The sequence below is a fragment of the Achromobacter sp. JD-1 genome, assembly GCF_038594925.1.
Taxonomy (GTDB): Bacteria; Pseudomonadota; Gammaproteobacteria; order Burkholderiales; family Burkholderiaceae_B; genus Achromobacter; species Achromobacter spanius_C.
The window spans coordinates 268728-291639 of the sequence record NZ_JBCGCS010000007.1 but is presented as its reverse complement, the minus strand read 5'-3'; the positions used below and the strand labels follow the sequence as shown (position 1 = coordinate 291639).

Below are 22912 nucleotides of genomic sequence, written 5' to 3'. Positions count from 1 at the left end.
CCGTCCTATTGTCAAAGTGAGGGCGGGCCCAAGGCCGGTTCGCCCTTGGATTGGCTGCGGTCAAGCAGCAGGTCCACATAGTCGTAGGCAATGTCACGCGCCTTGTCGCCGGCAAAATCCGCGCCCTGCAGGCTGCCCCGCAGCCACAGGCCGTCGATCAGGGCGGCAAGGCCACGCGCGGCGTCTCGCGCTTGCGCCTGCGGCATCACGCGCCGGAACTGGCAGCACAGGTTGGAATGCAGACGGCGGTCGTTGGCGCGTTGCAACCGGCGCAGGCGCGGCTGGTGCATGCTGGCCGCCCAGAACGTCAGCCACGCGCGCATGGCGCTGCCCGACACCTGGGTGGGCACGAAGTTGCCGTTGATGATGGCGCGCAACTGGGCGCGCGCTGCGGCCGGCGCATCAAGACGCGCGCGCGAGACGGAATCTCGCAGGTTGCGCAGCAATTCCCGCATGGTGGCTTCCAGCAGACCGTCCTTGTCGCCAAAGTAATGGCTGATGATGCCGGTGGACAATTTGGCCGCGCGGGCGATATGGGCGATGGAGCTTTCCGCCAACCCGACCTGATCGATGGATTCAAGCGTGGCTTGGATGAGTTGATTGCAGCGGATGGGCTGCATTCCGACTTTTGGCATGATGAATGCGGTTCCTGGGCGAGCAAGCGCTGGCAAGGGCGGGGCAGGAAAAGGGGGGCTGCCCAACCGGGTGCGGTCGAGTCTAATTTATATTGATTGATCATTCAATATAAAAACAGTAAGGTCCGGCAGACACGATCAAACAACGATCGGAAGCAGCACGGGAAGCACCACGGCAGTATCACCACACGGGGAGACAGCGGTGCAGCATGATCGGAAGAACTCGGCGCGGGATCTCGGGGCCGCGCCGCCCAGGCGCGGCTGGCTTGCGCATACCAACCCCATCGTTTTCCTCTGTGCGTCCGGCGCCGTGCTGCTTATCGGCGCCCTGCTCATCGTGCAGCCGGGCGAATCGCAAGCCTGGCTCGAGGCCACCCAATTGCTGGTGGCCGCGCACTTCGGCTGGTATTACATGCTGGCCATGGCGGTCAGCGTGGGCTTTGCGTTGTGGCTGGCGCTATCGCGACACGGTGCGCTGCGCCTGGGTGACGACGGCGAATCGCCAGAATTCAGCTACCTGTCCTGGGTATCGATGCTGTTCTCATCCGGCATCGGCATTGCGCTGGTGTATTACGGCGTCTACGAGCCGCTGGACCATTTCCTGATGCCGCCCACCGGCGCGGGCGGCACCCAGGAAGCGGCGCGCAATGCGCTGACCCTGACCTTTCTGCATTGGGGCATCCATGGCTGGACGCTCTACGCCTTGACCGCCACGGCGCTGGCCTACTTCGCGTATCGTCACAAGCAGCCCCTGGCGCTGCGTTCTCCCTTGCAAGGGCTGTCCGGCAAGCCGCTGCCCAAGGGCGTGGGCCACGCGGTCGATGGCTTTGGCGTGCTGGCCACCATCGTGTCCATGGTGACCAACCTGGGGTTGGGCGCCTTGCTGCTGCATGCCGGGCTAACATACCTGTGGGGCGTGCCGAACACGGCCGCCGTCCAGGTGCCCATCGTGATCATCATGATGGTGGTGGCCACGGGCGCGGCGGCGCTGGGCATCAAGCGCGGCATCGCCATCCTGTCGAACGTCAATACCGCGCTGATGTGCCTATTGCTGCTGTTCGTATTCCTGGCCGGCCCCACGCGCCTGCTGCTGGACGGCCTGGTGCAGAACCTGGGCGACTATCTGAACGCATTTCTGGGCAAAAGCTTCGACATGTACCTGTATGACCGCAAGGCCGTGCGCTGGACCAGTTCGTGGACCATCTTCTACTGGGCGTGGTGGATAGGCTGGGCGCCGTTTGTCGGCATGTTCATCGCCCGCATTTCACGCGGGCGCCGAATTCGGGAATTGATCTTCGGCGTCATGCTGGTGCCGCTGGGTTTCACGCTGGCCTGGCTGTCCATCTTTGGCAATACCGCCATCAATCTGGTGCTGAACGATGGCGCGGCCAGCCTGGGCCAGATGGCCATGGCCGACCCGCCGATGGCGTTCTACACGCTGATGGAATACCTGCCGATGACATCGCTTGTGGCCGGCGTCGGCGTGGTCATGTCATTCATGCTGTTCCTGACACCGGTCGATTCGGGCACGCTGATGATCGCCAACCTGTCGGCCCGCAACGCCGACGCCGGCCACGACGCGCCCATCTGGTTGCGTGTTTTCTGGGCGGCGCTGACGACGATGCTGGGGGTAGGCCTGCTGCTGGCGGGCAACTTCAATGCGATGCAGACCGCCGTGGTGCTGTGCGGCCTGCCCTTTTCGGTGATCTTGCTGTGCTACATGGTCAGCCTGTACAAGGCGCTGGTCCGAGACAACCCCGAAGCCAGCCACCTGCCCGCCACGCGCTAAGAGCCGGGGTTCAGCGTTCAGAACTCAGAACCCTGAACTCAGAACTCAGGGCTGGTTGACCACCAGCCGCACCATGATGCGGCGGCCCGGCTCCTGGCGTTGCAGCACCAGCATCTGCGGACCCAGCGTGTCGTAGCGCGACAGGTTGGCACGCCAGCCGCCTTGCTCGAACGTTGTGGGCCGACCGAGCTCGTCGCGGGCCACATCCGACGCTTCCGGCTCGGCCGGCAGCTTGCCGCGCAGCCAATCGCGCAGGCCGGACACGGGCATGCTGCTGCCCAGGGCTTCTTCGGCCAAGGCATCGGGGTTATCGGCCAACAGGCGGGTGCCGTCGGCCTTGGTCAAGCTGGCTGCGCCGGGGCGCCCTTCCACGCGGGCTTCGGTTGAGCCTAGCGGGTTGGTCAGGTCCAGCACGTAGCGCTGGCCATCGTCCGACCATGAAAAACCGCCTTGCACGGCATTCTGCTTGCCGCCTTCTTCGTTGACCGTGATGGCAAAGCGGCCGATGCGTGAAAAGGCGTCGGCGCTGGCGCCCTCAATGGGTTTGGGTGTGGTGGTGCAGGCGGCAAGCGCCATGGCCAGCATCGTCACCAGCGCCAGCCGCAGCCAGCCGGAAAGGCCGGCCAAGCTTCGCATAGCCAACACGCTCACAGGTTGACCCCCAGGCGCTTGACCACATCTTGCACGGTCCTGTTCTTGGGATCTTTCATCAGCGCGGCGCGCAGCAGTTCCATCGCCTGATCGCGCTTGCCTTGGCTCCACAGCACTTCGGCCAGGTGGGCGGCGATATCGGCTTCCGGGCGCACGCTGTAGGCGCGGCGCAGGTATTCCGCCGCGGACTCGGATTCACCCATGCGGTACTTGACCCAGCCCATGCTGTCCAGAATGAAGGGATCATTGGGCGACAGTTCAAGCGCCTGAGTGATCAGGTCCAGTGCTTCGGGCAGGCGCTTGTTGTGATCCGCCAGCGTGTAGCCCAGCGCGTTATAGGCGTGTGCGTGGTCCGGATCCAGCGCGATGACCTGGCGCAGCATGCGTTCCAGATCGTCAAGACGGTTCTGGCGTTCATACAGCATCGCCAGTTCGTACTTGATTTCAACGGTGTCGGGCAGCGCCTCGTCAGCGGCTTCCAGGGTGCGGATCGCCTGGGGCACGCGGTCGGCGTCGCGCAGGATCTGTGCCTTGGTCAAGACGCCCAGCGTGCGTTCTTCTTCGTCTTGCGGGCCGGCCGCGTCAATCATGGTCAGCGCATCGTCGACGCGGCCACTCTTGGCGCGCAGCGCCGCCTGCCGCATGCGCACGGAATACCGCAGCGTCGGGTCGTCGATGCGGCCCAGTTCATTGATGGCTTCGTCGTAATTGCCCTGGTCTTCGGCAATGCGCGACAGCAGCACATGCGCATCGGCGGCGGCCGCGCCAGCGTCGGTCGCGCCCGGCACCGTGGCGCGCTGCCGCTGCTGCTGCACGTCCAGGTACTGCTGAAGCAGGGTCTTGGCTTGCGGCAGTTGGCCGGCCTTGTAGGCCAGTTGCGCCTGCATGAAAAGCAGGTCGAAGTCTTCCGGCGAGCGGCGCGACATGGCTTGCAGTTCGGCCAGCGCGCCGTTGTAGTCGCCGCTGTCGGCCAACTGACCCGCCAGCATCAGCCGAACCTTGCGGGCGCCGGGATTGCGGTTGATATAGGCGCGGGCATCGGCCTGGGCACGCTGCGGATCCACCCTGAAACCGTATTCCAGCACGCGCTGGGCGGCCGGTTCGGATTTGGGATCGGCGGCCAGCGCGGCGCGGGATTCCTGCGCGGCGCGCGGGTAGTCGCCGGCGGCGGATGCCACGTCGGCCAGGGCCAGATGGGCGGCGGGCAGCTTGCGCACGCTGTCGCTCAGGGATTCGTCAAGAATGCGCAGCGCCAGGCGGCGGTCGTTCAGGCGGCTGAGCACGGCCAGCGCCTGGCCGATGGCGGCCGGCTTGTCGCGCGATGCGTCGATGCGGTTGCGCAGCGCCTGGGCCAGACCCTTGGTCTGGCCATTGGCGGCGGCAAGCGCCAGTTCGGTGGAACTGGCTTCGACATCGTTGGGAGACAGGCGTGCCCAGACCCGGGCTGCTTCCAGCGCGCCGGGCAGGTTGCCGCCCGCCAACTGGAATTCCAACCCGCGTCGCGCCAGGCGGGGGTCGCCTGTGTCGCGGGCCAAGCCCACCATGGTGGTGGCCGCCGTGCCGTACATGCCGCGCTGGGCGGCAATTTCTGACGCGAGGACGCGGTAGAAGATGTCGCCGGTCAGCGAAACATAGGGCAGTTGGCCCGGCCGCAGACGGATCACTTCGGTTTCAGGCTGACGGTTCTGCGGGGCCATGCGTGGCCCGGTTGCATCTCGCGTCCGGCTGTCGGCCGCCTGGGCCGGCAGCGCAAAACCTGTTGCAAGCGCAAGCGCCAACGCGGCGATCCCGATATTCATTTGTTTAAAAGACGACTTCACGCGGCCCGTCCGGTTGATGGCACAATCTTCGTACACGCAATTGATGATCTTACACTGGCTCATGCCGGAACTGCCTGAAGTCGAAACTACGCGCCGAGGAATCGACGCCGTCATCACCGGCCGGACGCTCAGGCGCCTGGTCATCCACGAACCCCGCATGCGCTGGCCGATTCCCGCGGAATTGCCGGCGCTGATCGGTGGCCGCGCCGTATTGGAATGCGCGCGCCGGGGCAAATATCTGCTGCTGCGGTTCGAGCACGGCACGCAGATTGTGCATCTGGGCATGTCGGGCTCATTGCGCAGCGTGGCGCCGGGTGAATTCCTGCGCAAGCACGATCATGTCGAATGGATTTTCGACGACGCCGTGTTGCGCCTGCATGACCCCAGGCGTTTCGGGGCGGTGCTGTGGCATGCCGATACCGACGGCCCCATCGACGCCCATCCCTTGCTGGCCAAGCTGGGCATCGAACCCTTCGACCCGCGCTTTGACGGCGCCTGGCTGCATCGCCACTTCAAGAACCACGGCGCCGCCATCAAGCAGGTACTGCTGGCGGGCATGGCGGTGGTGGGCGTGGGCAATATCTACGCATCTGAAAGCCTGTTCCGCGCGCGCATCAACCCCAAGACGCCCGCCAACAAGCTGTCACTGGCGCGTTGCGAACGGCTGGCCGACATGGTGCGCGCCACCTTGGCGGACGCGCTGACTTCCGGCGGCAGCACGCTGCGGGACTACGTGGGCGCCACGGGCGAACCCGGGGCGTACTTCGAGATTCATGCCGCCGTCTATGAACGCGAAGGCCTGCCGTGCCGAGTCTGCGAAACGCCCATCCGGCGCTTTGTCCAAGGACAGCGCGCCACCTATTACTGCCCAAAATGCCAAAGGAACTAAGCCCCAAGGCCCTGAAATTATTGGGGAAATCCCTGTAAAGCCTCGATCATTTGTTTATAGCGAACGTATTGCACAAACACTAACGCCAAGCTATATTCCTTCCACACACCTATTCCTATAACAGTGGAAGGAGCCTCCATGAGCAAGCAATTCGCCTCGCACGCCGATATGGACGACAAGGTCGTCTCGTTCGAAAAACTGTCCGACAACGCCTATGCCTACACGGCCGAAGGCGATCCCAATACGGGCGTGATCATCGGCGACGAGGCCGTCATGGTGATCGACACCCAAGCCACGCCGGTCATGGCGCAAGACGTCATCCGCCGCATCCGCGAAGTGACGGACAAGCCCATCAAGTACATCCTGCTGTCGCACTATCATGCCGTGCGCGTGTTTGGCGCATCCGCCTACAACGCCCAGGAAATCCTGGCCAGCCGCGACACCTATGACCTGATCGTCGAACGTGGCGAGCAGGACAAGGCCAGCGAAATCGGCCGCTTCCCCCGCCTGTTCCGCAATGCCGAATCGATTCCGCCGGGTTTGGTCTGGCCGACGATGACGTTCAAGGGCGAAATGACCGTCAACCTGGGCAACCTGGAAGTCAAGCTGCTGCAAGTGGGCCGTGGCCACACCAAGGGCGACACCATCGCCTGGCTGCCCGAGCAGAAGATCCTGTTCGCGGGCGACCTGGTCGAATACCAGTCCACCCCGTACTGCGGTGACGCCTACTTCCGCGACTGGCCCAGCACGCTGGACGCGCTGTCGGGCTTTGAAGCCGAAAAGATGGTGCCCGGACGTGGCCCGGCATTGAAAGACGCCACCGAAGTGCGCCAAGGCCTGGCCGGCACCCGCGCTTTCCTGACGGACCTGTACGGCGCGGTGAACCGTGGCGTGGCCGAAGGCAAGGATCTGAAGACGATCTACCGCGAGGTCTACGACTTCATGAAGCCGCGCTACAGCGACTGGGTGATCTTCGACCACTGCATGCCGTTTGACGTGTCGCGAGCCTATGACGAGGCCTCGGGCCACACGCATCCGCGCATCTGGACCGACAAGCGCGATCTGGAAATGTGGGCGCAGTTGGAAGGCTGAGCCTGCCGGGCCGACGGGCTGGTGCCCTTCGGCCCTGTGAATGAAACTGCAAGAACAGAACCGCGCGTCGCAAGACGGCGCGCGGCTTCGCACATAAAAACAAAATGACCCACACAGGAGACAACCGTGGGAGACATCGACTTTCAGGCGATGGAGTTCGCCTATGAGAAGCACGCCGACCAAAGCGCCGGCGCCGCGGCGCGGCATCCGGTCATCGTGGTGGGCGCGGGCCCAGTCGGCCTGACCACCGCCCTGGATCTGGCGCGCCAAGGCGTGCGCGTGGTGGTGCTGGACGACGATTACCGCTTGTCCACCGGATCCCGCGCCATCTGTTTTTCCAAGCGCACACTGGAAATCTGGGACCGCCTGGGTGTCGGCCAGCGCATGATCGACAAAGGTGTGTCGTGGAACGTGGGCAAGGTGTTCTTCCGTGAACAGGAAGTGTGGCGCTTTGACCTGCTGCCCGAACCCGATCACCGCCGCCCCGCCTTCATCAACCTGCAGCAGTATTACGCCGAAGGCTATCTGTACGAGCAGGCGCGCCAGGAACCGAATATCGACCTGCGCTGGAAAAACAAGGTTGCGGGCGTGTTGCAGACCGATGCTGGCGTTGAACTCAGCATCGACACGCCCGAAGGCCCTTACACGCTGCATGCCGACTGGTTGATTGCCTGCGACGGCGCACGCTCGCCCGTGCGCAAGCTGATCGGCCAGGAAAGCCATGGCCGCATCTTCCGAGATCGCTTCCTGATTGCCGACGTGAAGATGAAAGCCGACTTTCCGACCGAGCGCTGGTTCTGGTTCGACCCGCCCTTTCATCCCAATCAGTCCGTGCTGCTTCACCGGCAGCCGGACAACGTCTGGCGCATCGACTTCCAGCTTGGCTGGAACGCCGACCCCGTTGAAGCCGTCAAGCCTGAAAACGTGCTGCCGCGCATCCGCGCGCTGCTCGGCCCCGACGCGCAGTTCGACCTGGAATGGGTCAGCGTCTACACCTTTGCATGCGAACGCATGGACAAATTCCGCCATGGCCGCGTCGTGTTCGCGGGTGACTCCGCGCACCGCGTTTCGCCGTTTGGCGCGCGTGGCGCCAACAGCGGCGTGCAAGACGCTGAAAACCTGGCCTGGAAACTGAAGCTGGTGCTGGCGGGCCTGGCGCCCGACGCGCTGATCGACAGCTACGCCGCCGAACGCGAGTACGCGGCCGACGAGAACATTTTGAATTCGTCGCGGGCCACGGACTTCATCACGCCCAAAAGCGATGTCAGCCGCAGCTTCCGCAACGCCGTGTTGAACCTGGCCAAGACGCATGCGTTTGCGCGGTCGCTGGTCAACAGCGGTCGCTTGTCGCTGCCGGCCACGTATGTCGGGTCGCCGTTGAATACGCCGGACGCCGACGCCTTCAGCGGCCGCATGACGCCCGGCGCCGTCGCGCTGGACGCACCGGTGTCGGTGAATGGCGCAGATGACTGGTGGATGGCGCAACTGGACGGCAGCTTCGTGCTGGCCGTGTTCTGCGGCAGCACCCTGCCCAACCGTGACACACAATCGGCCTTGCAAGCGCTGCGCATGGCCCCGGTGCCGGTCAAGGCGGTTCTGGTGGTTGACGCGCAGTGCGATGTGTCGGGCTTGTCGGCGGACTTGCCAGTGGTGGCCGACCGCCAAGGATGCCTGGCCAAGCGCTATGACGCGCAGCCCGGCACCACCTACCTGATCCGCCCCGACCAGCACATCGCCGCCCGCTGGCGCGCCTTCCATGCCGACGCGGTTACCGCCGCCGTCAAGCGGGCCACGGGCCACGCCTGATTCCTGAGGTCACAAACTCATGCTGATAACCGATACCAACCTGAGCGCGCCCGACGATTTTTACGAAGCGCTGATCGAAACACATCGCGACCTGACGAACGAGCAAAGCCAGGAACTGAACGCCGCGCTGATCCTGCTGCTGGCCAACCACCTGGGCGACATGGCACTCTTGCGCGAAGCATTGCAGCAAGCCAGGGAGTCAGTAGTGGGATCGTAGGATGGGTGAAGCGCGAGAAAAAACAAAGAAGAACGAAAACGCCGAACGCGCGCAACCCATCAAGCAACGGTGAATTCCGGAAGGATTCAGCCATAACGCAGCCGCTGCATGATGGGTTACGCGCGTTCCACATCGGTTTTCTTTTTGCCGATTCTTCGCGCTTCACCCATCCTACGAGCATCAAGCGTCCCCAAACGTATTCACAATCAGCCCGCGCAACCATTGGTTGCCACTATCCCGGTCAACCCGGCGTTGCCAATACATGTTCGTCTGCAGCGCAGGCACCTTTACCGGCGGCGTCATGAAGCGCAGGCCAAACGGCGCCGCGGCGCTGGCGGCGAGCTTTTCCGGTACGGTGGCCAGCAGATCCGTTGCGCTCACGATATATGGCACGGCCGAAAAGTGCGGCACGCTGAAATGTTCCGCCAGCACCACCCCCGCGCGCTCCATCGACTGGTTCACCTGCCCGTAGGGCGCGGCGCGCGATACGATCAGATGGCGTTCCGCGCGAAACGCCTTGATGCCCATCCCCGCATGCGCCGTGGGGTGTGCCTGCCGGAACAAGGTTGCATAACCCTGGCGAAACAGCATGCGCTGCAGCGTGCCCGCCCCCATTTCGTCAAAGGCGCCGATCGCAAGATCCACCCGGCCGGACTCCATCTCGCGCGGCAAGTCCGGCCCCTGCACCCGCACCGAATCAATCCGCACCTGCGGCGCCATTTGCACGCAGACCTCCATCAAGCGCGGCATGAAGTGGATTTCACCCACATCCGTCATGGCCACCCGAAAGCGCCGGTTGCTGGTCGCGGCGTCGAACACGTCCTGATCCTGCAGCGCCTGCGTCAGCACGGTCAGCGCCTCGCTGACGGGGCCGGCCAACCGCTGCGCGCGCGGCGTGGGCAGCATGCCCTGCCCGGTACGCACGAAGAGCTCGTCGCCAAAAGCCTCGCGCAGACGGCGCAATGCATTGCTGACGGCGGGCTGCGTCAAGTCCATGCGACGTGCCACCGCCGACAGGTTTCGGTCTTCCATCAAGTGCTGGAACAGGACCAGCAGGTTCAGATCGACGTTGCGCAGTTCGGCCATGCCGCCCCCTACTATTCACAAAATTTATAGTCTGTATTTTTACATTCCCGTAGCCGTATTGGCAGTTTTTTCCGACAATGACGCATCGCCGCTGCGTTCGTCAGACGGCCCCATACCGACCGCGCGGCCACGCACCGCGCCGCCACCCAGGAGGATTCCATGGAACTGCAATATCTGACCGGCTTTGGCAACGACTGCGCCACCGAAGCCTTGCCCGGCGCGCTGCCCGTGGGCCGCAATTCGCCGCAGCAATGTCCGTATGGCCTGTATGCCGAGCAGCTTTCCGGCACAGCCTTCACCGCCCCTCGCAACGAAAACCGCCGTTCCTGGCTGTACCGCATCCGGCCGGGCGCGCAACACAAGCCGTTTGAAGCGTTTGACGGCGCCGCCGGCTGGGAAAGCACGTTTGGCCATGGCCCGGTCACGCCCAACCAACTGCGCTGGAGTCCGCTGCCGATTCCCGCCGCCCCCACCGACTTCCTGGAAGGCGTGAAGACCTGGGGCGGCAACGGCGGCCCCGACGAACAGGGCGGCGTGGCCATCCATCTGTATGCCGCCAACCGCTCGATGCAGGGCCGTTACTTCTACAACGCCGACGGTGAACTGCTGCTGGTGCCGCAGCAGGGCCGGCTGCGCCTGGCCACCGAACTGGGCCTGATTGATTTGGAGCCCCTGGAAATTGCCGTCATCCCGCGCGGCGTACGCTTTCGCGTCGAACTGCTGGACGGCGAGGCGCGCGGCTACATGCTGGAGAACTTTGGCGCGGCGCTGCGCCTGCCAGAACTGGGTCCCATCGGTTCAAACTGCCTGGCCAACGCCCGCGACTTCAAAACGCCCGTGGCCTGGTACGAAGACGTGGAAGGCGACTTTGAATTGATCGCGAAATTCACCGGTGGCTTCTGGCGTGCGTCCATCGACCATTCGCCGCTGGACGTCGTGGCCTGGCACGGCACGCACGCGCCCTACAAATACGACCTGCGCCACTTCAACACCATCGGCTCGATCAGTTTCGACCATCCGGACCCGTCGATCTTCACCGTGCTGACCGCGCCGTCGGACACCCCGGGCACGGCCAACATGGACTTCGCGATTTTCCCGCCGCGCATCCTGGCCATGGAAGACACCTTCCGTCCGCCCTGGTTCCACCGCAACGTCGCCAGCGAATTCATGGGCCTGATACAAGGCGTGTACGACGCCAAGGCCGATGGCTTCGCGCCGGGCGGCGCCAGCCTGCACAATTGCATGAGCGGCCACGGCCCCGACGCCGAGACCTTTGAAAAGGCCTCACGCGCCGACACGCACAGCGCCCACTACATCCGCGATACGATGGCGTTCATGTTTGAAACGCGCCGAGTGATTCGCCCGACCGCGCAGGCGCTGGCTTCCGACGCTCTGCAAGACGATTACTACCGGTGCTGGCAGGGTATCGTGAAGCACTTCGATCCCACCAAGGCGTGACGGCGCCCCCTCGCTGACCCACGCTCACGGCGATGCGCGAAAGCGCATCGCCGTTTGGCGTTCACCATCTGGCGTTCATCCTTTGTTATCCGCCGTTCAGCATTCGTACGGCTTGTCGGCCCTTCAACACACACATTAACGAGACACGCAGCCATGACCACCACCATCAACGAAACCCACGATCCGTCCTTGAAGAGCTGGGTTGCCAGCGCCAACACCGGCACGTCCGACTTTCCGGTGCAGAACCTGCCCTATGGCGCCTTCCGCCGCAAGGGCACGAACGAGTCGTTCCGCCCCGGCGTGGCCATCGGCGACCAGATCCTGGACCTGGCTGCGCTGGCAGCGGCAAAGCCGTTTGAAGGCCAGGCCGCCGAGGCGCTGGCCGCTTGCGCCAGCGACAGCCTGAATGCGTTGATGGCCTTGGGCAAGACACATTGGAGTGCCCTGCGCCTGGCCCTGTCGCGTGCGCTGCGCGAAGGCGCCGCGTTGCGCAACGTGGTCGAGCCGCTGTTGGTGGCGCAAGCCGATGCAGAACACACCACGCCCGCGCGCATTGGCGACTACACCGACTTCTACATCTCGGTGCACCACGCCACCGCCATCGGCAAACAATTCCGCCCCGACAACCCTTTGCTGCCGAACTACAAGTGGGTGCCCATCGGCTACCACGGTCGTGCGTCCAGCATCGGCGTAGACCAGAAATTCCCCCGGCCCGTTGGCCAGACTCGCCCGGCCAACGAAGGCGAAGCGCCGCAGTTCGGCCCGTGCGCCCGCTTGGATTACGAACTGGAACTGGGTATCTTCGTGGGCACCGGCAACGTCCAGGGCGAGCGCATCAACCTGGCTGACGCCGACGGCCACGTGTTTGGCCTGTGCATTCTGAACGACTGGTCGGCACGCGACATCCAGGCTTGGGAATACCAGCCGCTGGGGCCTTTCCTTTCCAAGAACTTCGCCTCGACGATCTCGCCGTGGATCGTGACCATGGAAGCGCTGGAGCCGTTCCGCACGCAGTACAACCGCGGGCCGTCTGAACCGCAACCGATGCCGTACCTGGCATCCGATGCGAACCGCGCCAAGGGTGCCTACGACGTGCAACTTGAAGTGCTGATGACCACCGCCCAGTCGCGCGATGCCAAGCAGCCGCCGGTGACGCTGTCGCGCAGCAATTTCCGCGACGCGTACTGGAACGTGGCGCAGTTGATTGCGCACCACACAGTGAACGGCTGCAATCTGCAACCGGGCGACATGCTGGGCACGGGCACGCTGTCCGGCCCGCAGCCGTCGGAAGCGGGGTCCTTGCTGGAATTGAGCAACGGCGGCAAGACGCCGATTGACTTGCCCTGGGGCGAAAAGCGCACCTTCCTGCAAGACGGCGACCAGATCATCATGCGCGCCGCCTGCGAGAAAGCGGGCTACCCGAAAATCGGCTTCGGCGAATCCTCAGGCGTGGTGCTACCCGCCAAACAGTAGGATGGGTGAAGCGCGGCAAGCCGGGTAGAAGAACCCCGGCATTCGCCGCGCGCAACCCATCACGACTGCGTTCAGGAAGGATTTCTCGCTTGCCGGGCGTGAGGGGTTACATGCGATGAGAGGTGGGGTTCTTGGGTGAAGATTTTTCGCACTTCACCCATCCTACGTGCCACGACTTCATCACGGCTGACGCGAGAAGCCCTGCTCGGCAGCCGATACTTTGCAACCCATCACGGCAACCGATACTTTTCTTCCCGATACGCCCAGCTTGCCCACAGGGCATGCGCCAGCGCCTCATCGGTCAACGTCGGGTCGGCGGGCTGCACGGGCGCATACGTTTCATTTTGGCCTACCGGCGCCGCTTCGTAGCGGAATTCGCGTGGCGGCTTCGCGGGTTCCAGCACCAGCAGCTTGTCGCCCTGCAAATACCCGAAGTTGTCCGCGTACTGCATCATCGCGCGGTTCGGGTCGCGCTGCGTCAGGTCGGCGCCCAGCATCGGGTTCACGTTGTCCAGGCCAATCAGAGACAACAGCGTCGGCGCCATATCGATCTGGCTCACCAGGCGTTCGTCCTGGCGCGGCGTGATGCCGGCGCCCAGGAACAGCGCGGGTATCTGGAAATGGCGCACCGGCACGGGTATCGACCCATACACGCGCGAATCGTGGTCCGCGATCACCAGGAACACGGTGTTGTCCCAGTACGGCGCCTGCTTCGCCTTTTCAAAAAACTGCCCTAACGCCCAATCGGCGTAACGCACCGTATTGTCCACCGTGGCCGGGTCGCCCACCGGCTTGATGCGGCCTTCCGGGTATTCCCAAGGTGAATGGTTCGACACGGAAAACGCCAGCGTGAAGACGGGCTTGTCGCCGTCAGCACGCAACAGGCGGTCGACCTGGTTGAACATGTCTTCGTCGGACGCGCCCCATGAGCCTTCATACACCGGATTCACGAACTTCGGCCGGTCCACCACTTCGTCGAAGCCGTTGCCCAGGAAGAACGCCCGCATATTGTCAAAGTGCGACTCGCCGCCATACACGAAGCGTGAACGGTAGCCGTGCTTGCCCAGCACCTGCGCCAAGGTGAAGAAGCCGGTTTGCGAACGCGGCAGCTTGACCACCGCGTCGGCCACGCTGGGCAGAAAGCCCGCCGTCACCGCTTCAATGCCGCGTACCGAGCGCGTGCCGGTGGCATAGGCGCGATGAAACATCCAGCCTTCCTTGGACAGGCGGTCAATATTCGGCGTCAGGTCGCGTCCGCCCAAACTGCCCACATACTGCGCGCCCAGGCTTTCCTGCAAGATGATCACCACGTTCAGCGGCTTGTCGCGCCGCACCGTGGCCTTTTGTTCATGCAAGCTGGGGTAGCGCGCATCCAGTGGCGCGCCGGTCAGGCCGGCCTTATCGCGAACAATGGCGTTCATCTGGTCCACCGGCATCTTCGGATACATCGCGGCCGACGAGCGCTCGTCCTGCATGCGATAGGCCGCGTCGAACACGCTGTACAGCGAATTCAGCGCCAAGGCATTAACCATGGAATCCGAGCTGAACGCCACCTTGGCCGGATTGATAGGGCGATGCTCCAGCGTGCCGCGCGCGCCCAGTACCGCCAGCGCCAGGATCACGAAGGACGCAATCGGTCGCTTCCACCACGCCATGAACCCGTCTTGCGAACGCGTCGGAAACAGTTTGAACGCCAACCAGGCCGCCACCACCAGCACCACGAACGCAGCCAGCAACACGCCCTTGTAGCCTTGCCACAGCATCGACCCCACTTCCTTGGGATTGAGCAGGTAGATGAAGTACAGCCGATTGGGCCGCGTGTCGTATTCCGTGATGAATTGCGGCGTGGACACCTCCAGCAGCACATACAGCATCCACCACACGCGGAACCACCACGCAGTGATGCGCGCCGCCAGCGGCCGATGCCCGAACCACGGCGAGAACACAGCAGGCAACGCTATCACCATGGACAGCAGGCAGACGTCGATACGCAACCCGCCCAGCAGCACCGGCCACAAGCCGCCAGCCGCTTGTACGCGGTCCCACATCCAGAACGACAGCCCAAGCCGCGACAACGTCAGCAGCACCAGGACGGCGAGAATGAATCGAAGTGTCAGGCGACGCATGCGGCAGCCCCTCGCAAGCGTCGAATCGCGTTTGCCGCTACTGATAAAAGAATGCCGTTATCCATGCCGAGCAAAACCATGCCGCCTCGTTGTCCGAAATTGAAACCGGGCAAAGATTAACGCGGTTTTGCCAGATCAGCGGTGATATCGAATCGGCGGGCCGCGTTGCACGACATCGCCGGCGCAACAGAGCGCTTGCGCGGCCCAGCAGCTTGCCCTATTGAACGCGTCGCAGCCGTTCTCGGCTGTTGCTCAGGTGCGTGCGCATGGCGGCGCGTGCCGCCTCCGCGTCCTGGCGCAGGATCGCGCTGTAGATGTCTTCGTGTTCCAGGTTCACGCGGGCCAGATAGGCCGCCCGATCTTCCTGCGCAAACTTGGCGGAATTGATGCGGGTACGCGGGATGATCGCCGAACCCAGATGCGACATCAGATCCGCAAAATATCGGTTGTCGGTGGACTGCGCCACCAGGAGGTGGAACTGGAAGTCGGGGGTGATCGTGTCGCCGCCGCTTTCCAAGGCGCTCTTGAAAAGGTCCAGCGCGCGCCGCATGTCCTGCAACTGTGCGTCGCTGCGACGCGTGGCGGCCAGGCCCGCCGCCTCGCTTTCCAGGCAGATGCGCAGCTCAAGCAGCACCAGCACGTCGCGCACCGTGGCGATGTCCGCGGGGTCAATGCGAAAGTCGGCGCTGCCGCTGGGTTCCAGCGCATACGTGCCAACGCCGTGATGGGTTTCCACCAGACCTGAGGCCTGCAGGCGGGAAAGCGCTTCGCGCACAACGGTTCGGCTCACGCCGAACTGACTCATGATCGCGGACTCGGTGGGCAGCTTGTCGCCAGGACGGATCGCTCCGCTACGGATTCGCTCGGAGATGCTTTCGACCAAGCCTTGAGCCAAGTTCCGGGGACGACGCTGCGGCAAAACGGGGGTATCGACAGGCGCGTTCATCTGGGTTGATCCGACAATGATTACAAGGGCTTGGTGCGTGAATTTGGGGCTGATTGTACTTTGCACAAGTTGTACGACAACATACCAGATACGCCCGCCTACGCGCCATCGGCGGGCGGGCTGCGTGCGCGGTCATGGGCACAAATTCACCATTTCAGGGGGATGGGTCGTGCCCACCGGCGCGTGCCACGATGGTCGGAAGGAAAAAGAGCGCCGCCAGAAACCACAGCAAGGTGGCGGACCACAGCGTCTGGCTCAGGAAATGCGCACCTTGCAATATGCGCACCAGCGAAAACAAGACCCCGGCCGACACCCCCACCGCCAGCCCGCCCCAGCGCCACGCCGGCCGCTTCAGCGCCCAGCCGACAAAGTACAGCGTCAGCATCGAATAGCCCGCGCCCGCGTGGCCGCTTGGCAAGGCCCCCCCGGCCCGTGCGCGCACCCAGGTCCACCAGTGCAGCGGGTATGGCGTATAGCCGCCCAGTGTGTCCAGGTCGTACGGGCGCGGCAACGTCGTGTAGTGCTTGAGCTGGTTCACCAGCACTTGCCCGACCAGGCAAGTGGCCGCCAACGCCAACGCCGGCGCGCGCCACCGACGCCAGGACGGCACACGGAAACTGGCGGCCGCCACGCTTGCGGCCCCCAGGGCCACGCCGATGGGCAGCACCAGTACCAGGCGGTGCCCCAGCACTTCCAGCAAACGGTTCGCGCGCAAGGGAAAGTCGTCCAGCGCCGGGCTGAACAACGCATGTGCGATGCGCAGGTCCAGCCCCGACGTATTGGCCCACCACGCCGCCGCCGCCCACGCCAAGGTCATGCCGATGAGTTGGCTGCATGCATACCAGGCAAGCGTGGGTGCACGCGCGGGCAGCAGGGAGGAAGGCATGAAGAAAAGTCGACGAAGATCGGTTCGGAAGCAAGCGCAGAGCTTAGTCGCCCGAAGGTCGAAAATTCGTCAAATTCACGCGGGGGCTTGTGGAGCGGCAGCGCTGGCATGGGCGTCCAGGCGCAGCAGGAACTGGGTCCCCCGCGACGCCGGTTCGCGGGAAGACGCGACGGTCAGTTGCCAACCCTGCATGTCGCAGACGCGCTTGGCGATTGCCAGCCCCAAGCCGCGCGCCGTGTCGTGCTGGCCCGCGGCCGCCGAATCCCGCATGCGGCCGCTGTAATAACGGCGGAACAGGAAGGGCAGGTCGTCGGCCGCAATGCCTTTGCCGTCGTCGCTCAATTCCAACAAAGCACCCGCGTGAAACCTGGCGGTAAGCGTGGCCGGCGCGGCGTGCTCGACGGCGTTGCGCACCAGATTGCGCAGCACGATCAGCAGCGCATAGCGGTCCAGGGTCAACACGTGGCCCGCTTCGATCTGATTGTCGAAGCGCAAATCCGCCTGTCCGGCCTGGGCTTCATAGCCGCGCCAGGCATCATCCATGCAGACGCCGATATCCACCGGCGCGGGCGGCAGCAACTGATCGCGCGCCATCGCGCGGGCGCTTTCCAGGCACACGATCACATCGTCCACGTTGTCCACCACGCGCGTCAGACGCTGATGCTGGTCGGGCGTCAAGGACTGAGTCAGCAGCATCAATTCGCTGTCTGACCGAATGGCGGCCAGCGGCGTGCGGATTTCGTGGCTCAGGTTGCCCGCAAACTCGCGTTCGCGCGCGATGGATCGGTCCACCTGATTCTGCACGCGGTTGAAGGCTTCGATCAGGCGGCCGGCTTCGTCGTCGCGGGTAACGGCCATGTCGGGCGCGCCGGGGGCCCAGGTGGCCAGCCGGTCGGTCAGGTCCAGCAAGGGCCCCACCGCCACCGCCGCCACGCGCCGCGACAAGGCGTACGCGCCCAGCACGCAGATGGCGCCCACGCCCAGCACGATCAAGCCGAAGTCGTGGACCCGTTCTTCATTGTCGGTGGCGTCGTACAGCAAATACACCTTGCCGCGGCCGGTATCCGCCACCATGACGTGCCAGGTATAGGCGTCGGGCTCGATCAGGTGCAGGCCATTGTCCAGCCCCAACACCTCATCGGGAATGCCGGCGGGACGCTGTCCGTCCACACTCATCCAGGCTCGCATCGAGCCGCCCAGTTCACGCGCGCCCTGGCGCGGCACGAACTCGTCGCTGGCGCGCGCGTGTTGCACCAGTCGGTCCATTTCGGTGTTGAGGATGTCGTTGACCAGGTCGTCTTCCATCTGGTCGAACGTCAGATAGGCCAGCAGCGCCAGCGCAGTCACGAACAGCGCCACCGTTCCCGTCAGCGCCCACACGACCCGCTGGGTCAGTGTGCCGCCCGCCGCGCGCGTCATGCGGCGGCTCCGTTCAGCGTCAGGCGCCAGCCTGTGCCGTGCAGGGTTTCGATGCCGTCGAACCCAGCATCGGCCAAGGCGCGGCGCAGCAGGTGCACCTGGCTGCGCAGCGCGTCCGAGGACGGCGGTTCGTTGCCCCACAGCAGGGATTCGAGTTCCTCGCGCGCCACCACGCGGCCAGGATCGCGCATCAGCGCGTCCATGATCAGGCTGGCCTTGCGCGTCAGGTGCACGGGCTGCCCGTTGACTGACACGCTACGGCTGCGCGTGTCGTATTGCAGCGGGCCGAACACGCGCACTACATCCACCGTTGCGCCCTTGGCGCGCTGAATCAAGGCCAGCAGCCGGGCCTCGACTTCAAGCAGCGCGAAGGGCTTGGTCAGGTAGTCGTCGGCGCCATGCGAGAAGCCCGTGAGCTTGTCTTCCAGGCTGTCGCGCGCGGTCAGCATCAGCACCGGCACATCCGCGCGCATGTCGTTGCGCAACGCATGCAGCACCGCATTGCCGTCCATGCCCGGCAAGCCGATGTCCAGGATCAAGGCATCGAAGCGCTGCGCCTTGACGCACGCCAACGCGGCGTGGCCGGTATAGGCGACGTCAGGCAGAAACCCGCGAACTTCCAGAAAGGAATACAGGTTGCCGGCAATGATGTGATCGTCTTCGACGATCAGCACCCGATAATTCGCACCCGCCGCGGGGCTGACTGCCATGGTTGGCGCTCCGTATGGATTGACCGCGAGTCCGTCGCAGGCACGTGCTACGCCTGCAACACCTTGCCCGGATTCATGAGCCCCTGGGGATCCAGCGCGCGCTTGATCCGGCGCATCAGTGCCAGTTCAACCGGGCTTTTGTAGCGCGGCAGCTCGTCCCGCTTGAGCTGCCCCACCCCATGCTCGGCGCTGATGGAACCCTGGTGGGCATGCACGCTGTCATGCACCACACCATAGATCTCGCTTTGCAGCGCCAGCAGTTCGGCTTCGGTCTGCCCCGGCGCGTTGGCCACGTTGTAGTGCAGGTTGCCGTCGCCCAGATGGCCGAAGATGACGTGGCGCACGCCCGGAAAGCGTGCCTGCAACAGGGCATTGGTCTTGTGCACGAAGCCGGCGATGGACGAAATGGGAATGGACACGTCATGCTTGACCGACTTGCCCAACTCGGCTTCGGCCAGCGGAATGCTTTCGCGCAAATGCCACAGCGCCTTGCTCTGCGCCACATTGGCGGCAATGGCGGCGTCGTTGATCAGGCCGGCGTCGATGGCCTCGCCCAACACGGCTTCGAAGCGCTCGCGCGCGTGCGCCTCGCTTTCGCTATCGGACAACTCAAGCAGCGCAAACCAGGGGGATTCAGCGGAAGCGCCTTCGAAAGGCAGGCGCTGTTGCGGGAACAGGCGCACCACCCCTTGCAGGCAGGCGTTGCTCATGAGTTCGAAGCCCGTCAGCGCCGCGCCGAAGCCGGCGCGCGCGCGTGACAGCACTTCCACGGCCTGGTCGATGGTGTCCAGCGTCAGCAGCGCGGTGCAGGACGCCACCGGGCGGGGAAACAGTTTCAGGGTGGCGGCGGTGATGATGCCCAGCGTGCCTTCGCTGCCGATGTACAGGTCGCGCAGATCGTAGCCGGTGTTGTCCTTGCGCAGGCCGCGCAGCCCGTCCCAGATTTCGCCCTCGGCCGTCACCACTTCCAGGCCCAGCGTCAGGTCGCGCGTGTTGCCGTAACGCAGCACTTGCGTGCCCCCGGCATTGGTGGCCAGGTTGCCGCCAATGGTGCAACTGCCTTCGGCGGCCAGGCTCAGGGGAAATAAGCGGTTCGCCCCCGCGGCGGCTTCTTGCACCGCTTGCAGAATGCAGCCCGCTTCCACTGTGATGGTGTCGTTGTCGGTGTCCAGGTTGCGCACCGCGGTCAGGCGGGCCGTGGACAGCACCACGGCGCGGCCGGTGTCGTCAGGCGTGGCGCCACCGCACAGGCCCGTATTGCCGCCCTGCGGCACCACCGGCACGCCATGGTGCAGGCACAGCTTCACGGCGTCGGCCACTTCCTGCGTGGAACCCGGCCGTATCACCGCGAGTGCCGCGCCCCGATAGCGGCGGCGCCAGTCAAGCACATAAGAGGCGGCGTCCTCGCCGGTCAGCACATGGGTAAAGCCCAGGAGGGACTGTAGATCGCTCAGCAATGTCATAGGCGCCGCACAAGAAAGGCCTGGAGCGCGCCCCAGGCTGGGGTGTAGGGATGTGCGGGCTATTGTAGGGGCGGAATCGCGCGGGCCGAAAGCGCCGCGCTAGCCCACGGCCTGGTCGAGCCGGGTGCCGGTCAGGCCCGAGCAGTACGCGCGCGAGGCGATGCGGTTCATCAGGAAAGCGCGGTCGATACCGGCCGGGCCGGGCATTTCAGACAACGCGCGGTAGGCACGGCGCAATGCTTCGCCGCGCGTGGCGCCGTACACCAGCAGCCGGGTGCAGGGCAGGCGGCGGTCAACGCAGCCGTCGATACGCATTTCCAAGGCGTGGGCGCCGATGGCGTCGGGGCTGGCCGCGATGGCGCCGGCATGCGGCTGCACGTTGGCGCTGATCACGCGGAATACGCCGCTGCGGTCGTCCAGGGAAAAGGCCACGGCCCCGGTACCCTTCCAGCCACGGTCGCGTGCGACCTCGGTGGCGACGCCACGCAAGGCTGCCTCGATGGAAGGCGGCAGATGCGGGGCGGGGCATTCGGCGATCAGCACGCGGGCCTCGCGCCAGACGCAGCGTTCCCAGGCACGGCCCGCGACCATTTCGCCCGTCTCGGACACGAATACATGGATATCAAGCCGGCGTTCCTGGCCAGCGCCCGGCCCGGCGTAGTCCGTGGGAGGACCGCGCCGGCTGGTGGCGCGCCCCGATGACATCACAGTGGAAACTTTGGCACCCATGGCCCCTCCTGTCTTTCTGCTTGCAGCGCAAGCGTATCACCTTCGGATGACGAGCAAATTGTGTGCCATGCGCGCGGCCCCCGGAACGGCCCCGTCCCCTCTTCTCTCGCGCACCGGATCAAGGCGGCACGCCACGTGCTACGCACCAATGCAGGGCGGGCGCCACCCCTAAGACGTCCTACTGCTCCCGTCGGATGAGAGCCATGCGCCAATGGGGGATAATTCACTTTTGATGCTTAACCCAGCCGGGTTCTGATATGCGGGTTTACCACTAACCCCGTCAGCGCTGGCGCTGCAACTCCCTACTCAAGGAATCGTCGTGGGTAACAACAACACGCAATTTCCCGCTTCTGTCTTCAAGGCTTATGACATTCGCGGCACGGTGCCGGACCTGATCGACGCGACGTTCGCGCGCGCCTTGGGCGTGGCATTGGCCGCGCGCGCGCGCGACGAAGGCGTGCAGACCCTGGTTGTGGGCCGCGACGGCCGCCTGAGCAGTGAAATGCTGTCCGACGCCTTGCAGGAAGGCATGCAGGAAGGCGGCGTAGACACGCTGGACGTCGGCATGGTGCCCACGCCCCTGGTGTACTTCGCCGCGAACATCATGCAGACCGGCTCCGGCGTGGCCATCACCGGCAGCCACAACCCACCCAAGTACAACGGCTTCAAGATGATGATGGGCGGCCGCGCCCTGTATGGCGAAGAGGTACAGGCTTTGGGCACCGCCATGAACGGCGCGAGCCCGGCCCCGGCCGAACGCCCCGGTGTGCGCCGCCAACTGGACCTGATTGCCGCCTATATCGCGCGCGTGGCCTCCGGCGTGAAGCTGGCCCGCCCCATGAAAATCGCGATCGACTGCGGCAACGGCGTGGCCGGCGCGGTGGCCCCGCAGTTGTTCCGCGCGCTGGGCTGCGAAGTGACCGAACTGTTCTGCGAAGTGGACGGCACCTTCCCCAACCATCACCCGGATCCCGCCGAACCCAAGAACCTGCAAGACCTGATCAAGTGCGTGGCCGAGACCGACTGCGAGCTGGGCCTGGCCTTCGACGGCGACGGCGACCGCCTGGGCGTGGTCACGAAATCGGGCCAGATCATCTGGCCCGACCGCCAACTGGTGCTGTTCGCCCGCGATGTGCTGGACCGCAACCCCGGCGCCACCATCATCTACGACGTCAAGTGCAGCCGCCACGTGGGCCTGTCCGTGCAAGCTGCTGGCGGCGTCCCGCTGATGTGGAAAACCGGCCATTCGCTGGTCAAGGCCAAGCTGGCCGAAACCGGCGCGCCGCTGGCCGGCGAAATGAGCGGCCACATTTTCTTCAAGGAACGCTGGTACGGCTTTGACGATGGCCTGTACACCGGCGCGCGCCTGCTGGAAATCGTGTCGCGCGAAGCCGACGCCTGCGCGCCCCTGGAGGCCCTGCCGCAAGACGTTTCCACGCCGGAACTGAAGCTGGAAATGGAAGAAGGCCAGCCGTTCACGCTGGTGAAGGCCTTGCAGGACCAAGGACAGTTCGCCGACGCCAAACGCGTCATCACCATCGACGGCGTGCGCGCCGAATACGCCGACGGCTTCGGCCTGGCCCGCCCGTCGAACACCACGCCCGTCGTGGTGCTGCGCTTTGAGGCCGAGAACGCCGAGGCACTGCAACGCATCCAGGCCGACTTCCGCCGCGAATTGGGCAAGCTTGCGCCAGAAGCCAAATTGCCGTTCTGATCC

19 protein-coding genes are annotated in these 22912 nt (G+C 64.6%); 8 read left to right on the top strand and 11 right to left on the bottom strand.

Annotated elements, in window-relative coordinates; translation table 11 throughout:
* Window positions 1–11: 11 nt before the first annotated feature.
* Window positions 12–635, bottom strand: a complete 624-nt coding sequence (gene betI, locus WBR68_RS13925) for a transcriptional regulator BetI (protein WP_230694539.1) — start codon at window positions 633–635, stop codon at window positions 12–14.
* Between the two features lie 202 nt (window positions 636–837).
* On the opposite strand from betI, the gene WBR68_RS13920 reads away from it, so the two are divergent.
* On the top strand, window positions 838–2424 hold the full coding sequence (locus tag WBR68_RS13920; RefSeq protein ID WP_230694538.1) for a BCCT family transporter: 1587 nt from the start codon (window positions 838–840) through the stop codon (window positions 2422–2424).
* A gap of 45 nt (window positions 2425–2469) precedes the next feature.
* Here the strand turns inward: WBR68_RS13920 and lolB are convergent, their stop codons facing one another.
* Both lolB and WBR68_RS13910 read right to left on the bottom strand, forming a co-directional pair.
* Window positions 2470–3060, bottom strand: coding sequence for a lipoprotein insertase outer membrane protein LolB (lolB, locus tag WBR68_RS13915; protein ID WP_050448109.1), 591 nt, complete (start codon window positions 3058–3060; stop codon window positions 2470–2472).
* Between the two features lie 11 nt (window positions 3061–3071).
* Complete coding sequence (locus tag WBR68_RS13910) at window positions 3072–4958, bottom strand: tetratricopeptide repeat protein (RefSeq protein ID WP_050448052.1); 1887 nt, start codon at window positions 4956–4958, stop codon at window positions 3072–3074.
* Between WBR68_RS13910 and mutM the strand changes: the two genes are divergently transcribed.
* The 4 genes from mutM (at window position 4957) to WBR68_RS13890 (ending at window position 8899) form a co-directional block, all read left to right on the top strand.
* Window positions 4957–5784, top strand: a complete 828-nt coding sequence (gene mutM / locus WBR68_RS13905) for a bifunctional DNA-formamidopyrimidine glycosylase/DNA-(apurinic or apyrimidinic site) lyase (RefSeq protein WP_127185779.1) — start codon at window positions 4957–4959, stop codon at window positions 5782–5784. The genes WBR68_RS13910 and mutM overlap by 2 nt on opposite strands.
* Window positions 5785–5922: 138 nt before the next feature.
* Window positions 5923–6876, top strand: a complete 954-nt coding sequence (locus WBR68_RS13900; RefSeq protein WP_050448054.1) for an MBL fold metallo-hydrolase — start codon at window positions 5923–5925, stop codon at window positions 6874–6876.
* 126 nt (window positions 6877–7002) lie between these two features.
* On the top strand, window positions 7003–8682 hold the full coding sequence (locus tag WBR68_RS13895; RefSeq protein WP_127185780.1) for an FAD-dependent oxidoreductase: 1680 nt from the start codon (window positions 7003–7005) through the stop codon (window positions 8680–8682).
* 19 nt (window positions 8683–8701) lie between these two features.
* Window positions 8702–8899 (top strand): DUF2783 domain-containing protein, encoded by a 198-nt coding sequence (locus WBR68_RS13890; RefSeq protein ID WP_050448056.1) that lies wholly within the window; start codon window positions 8702–8704, stop codon window positions 8897–8899.
* A 180-nt stretch (window positions 8900–9079) separates the two neighbouring features.
* On the opposite strand, the gene WBR68_RS13885 is transcribed toward WBR68_RS13890, so the two are convergent.
* Window positions 9080–9985, bottom strand: a complete 906-nt coding sequence (locus WBR68_RS13885; protein ID WP_127185781.1) for a LysR family transcriptional regulator — start codon at window positions 9983–9985, stop codon at window positions 9080–9082.
* A gap of 159 nt (window positions 9986–10144) precedes the next feature.
* Between WBR68_RS13885 and hmgA the strand changes: the two genes are divergently transcribed.
* Window positions 10145–11443, top strand: coding sequence for a homogentisate 1,2-dioxygenase (hmgA, locus tag WBR68_RS13880; protein ID WP_230694537.1), 1299 nt, complete (start codon window positions 10145–10147; stop codon window positions 11441–11443).
* A gap of 153 nt (window positions 11444–11596) precedes the next feature.
* Window positions 11597–12916: a fumarylacetoacetase gene (fahA, locus tag WBR68_RS13875; protein WP_230694536.1), complete on the top strand. Its 1320-nt coding sequence runs from the start codon at window positions 11597–11599 to the stop codon at window positions 12914–12916.
* Between the two features lie 230 nt (window positions 12917–13146).
* Here fahA and WBR68_RS13870 read toward each other — a convergent pair whose 3' ends face one another.
* The 7 genes from WBR68_RS13870 to WBR68_RS13840 form a co-directional block, all read right to left on the bottom strand.
* On the bottom strand, window positions 13147–15042 hold the full coding sequence (locus tag WBR68_RS13870; RefSeq protein ID WP_050448060.1) for an LTA synthase family protein: 1896 nt from the start codon (window positions 15040–15042) through the stop codon (window positions 13147–13149).
* A 217-nt stretch (window positions 15043–15259) separates the two neighbouring features.
* Window positions 15260–15988: a FadR/GntR family transcriptional regulator gene (locus tag WBR68_RS13865; RefSeq protein ID WP_050448061.1), complete on the bottom strand. Its 729-nt coding sequence runs from the start codon at window positions 15986–15988 to the stop codon at window positions 15260–15262.
* Between the two features lie 154 nt (window positions 15989–16142).
* Window positions 16143–16874 (bottom strand): phosphatase PAP2 family protein, encoded by a 732-nt coding sequence (locus WBR68_RS13860; RefSeq protein WP_050448062.1) that lies wholly within the window; start codon window positions 16872–16874, stop codon window positions 16143–16145.
* Window positions 16875–16949: 75 nt separating this feature from the next.
* The gene (locus tag WBR68_RS13855) at window positions 16950–18293 is read right to left on the bottom strand and encodes a sensor histidine kinase (protein WP_127185785.1); all 1344 of its coding nucleotides are present in this window, start codon (window positions 18291–18293) and stop codon (window positions 16950–16952) included.
* Entirely contained in the window at window positions 18290–19003 is a 714-nt protein-coding gene (locus WBR68_RS13850; protein ID WP_050448064.1) for a response regulator transcription factor, read from the bottom strand. The genes WBR68_RS13855 and WBR68_RS13850 overlap by 4 nt, the downstream gene beginning before the upstream one ends.
* Window positions 19004–19050: 47 nt before the next feature.
* On the bottom strand, window positions 19051–20466 hold the full coding sequence (locus tag WBR68_RS13845; protein WP_127185787.1) for an FAD-binding oxidoreductase: 1416 nt from the start codon (window positions 20464–20466) through the stop codon (window positions 19051–19053).
* Between the two features lie 99 nt (window positions 20467–20565).
* A complete protein-coding gene (locus WBR68_RS13840) occupies window positions 20566–21195 on the bottom strand; it encodes a BPTD_3102 family carboxylase-like protein (RefSeq protein ID WP_370641224.1) in 630 nt (209 codons plus the stop codon).
* Between the two features lie 319 nt (window positions 21196–21514).
* On the opposite strand from WBR68_RS13840, the gene WBR68_RS13835 reads away from it, so the two are divergent.
* Window positions 21515–22909: a phosphomannomutase/phosphoglucomutase gene (locus WBR68_RS13835; protein WP_127185788.1), complete on the top strand. Its 1395-nt coding sequence runs from the start codon at window positions 21515–21517 to the stop codon at window positions 22907–22909.
* The last annotated feature ends 3 nt before the right edge of the window (window positions 22910–22912 follow it).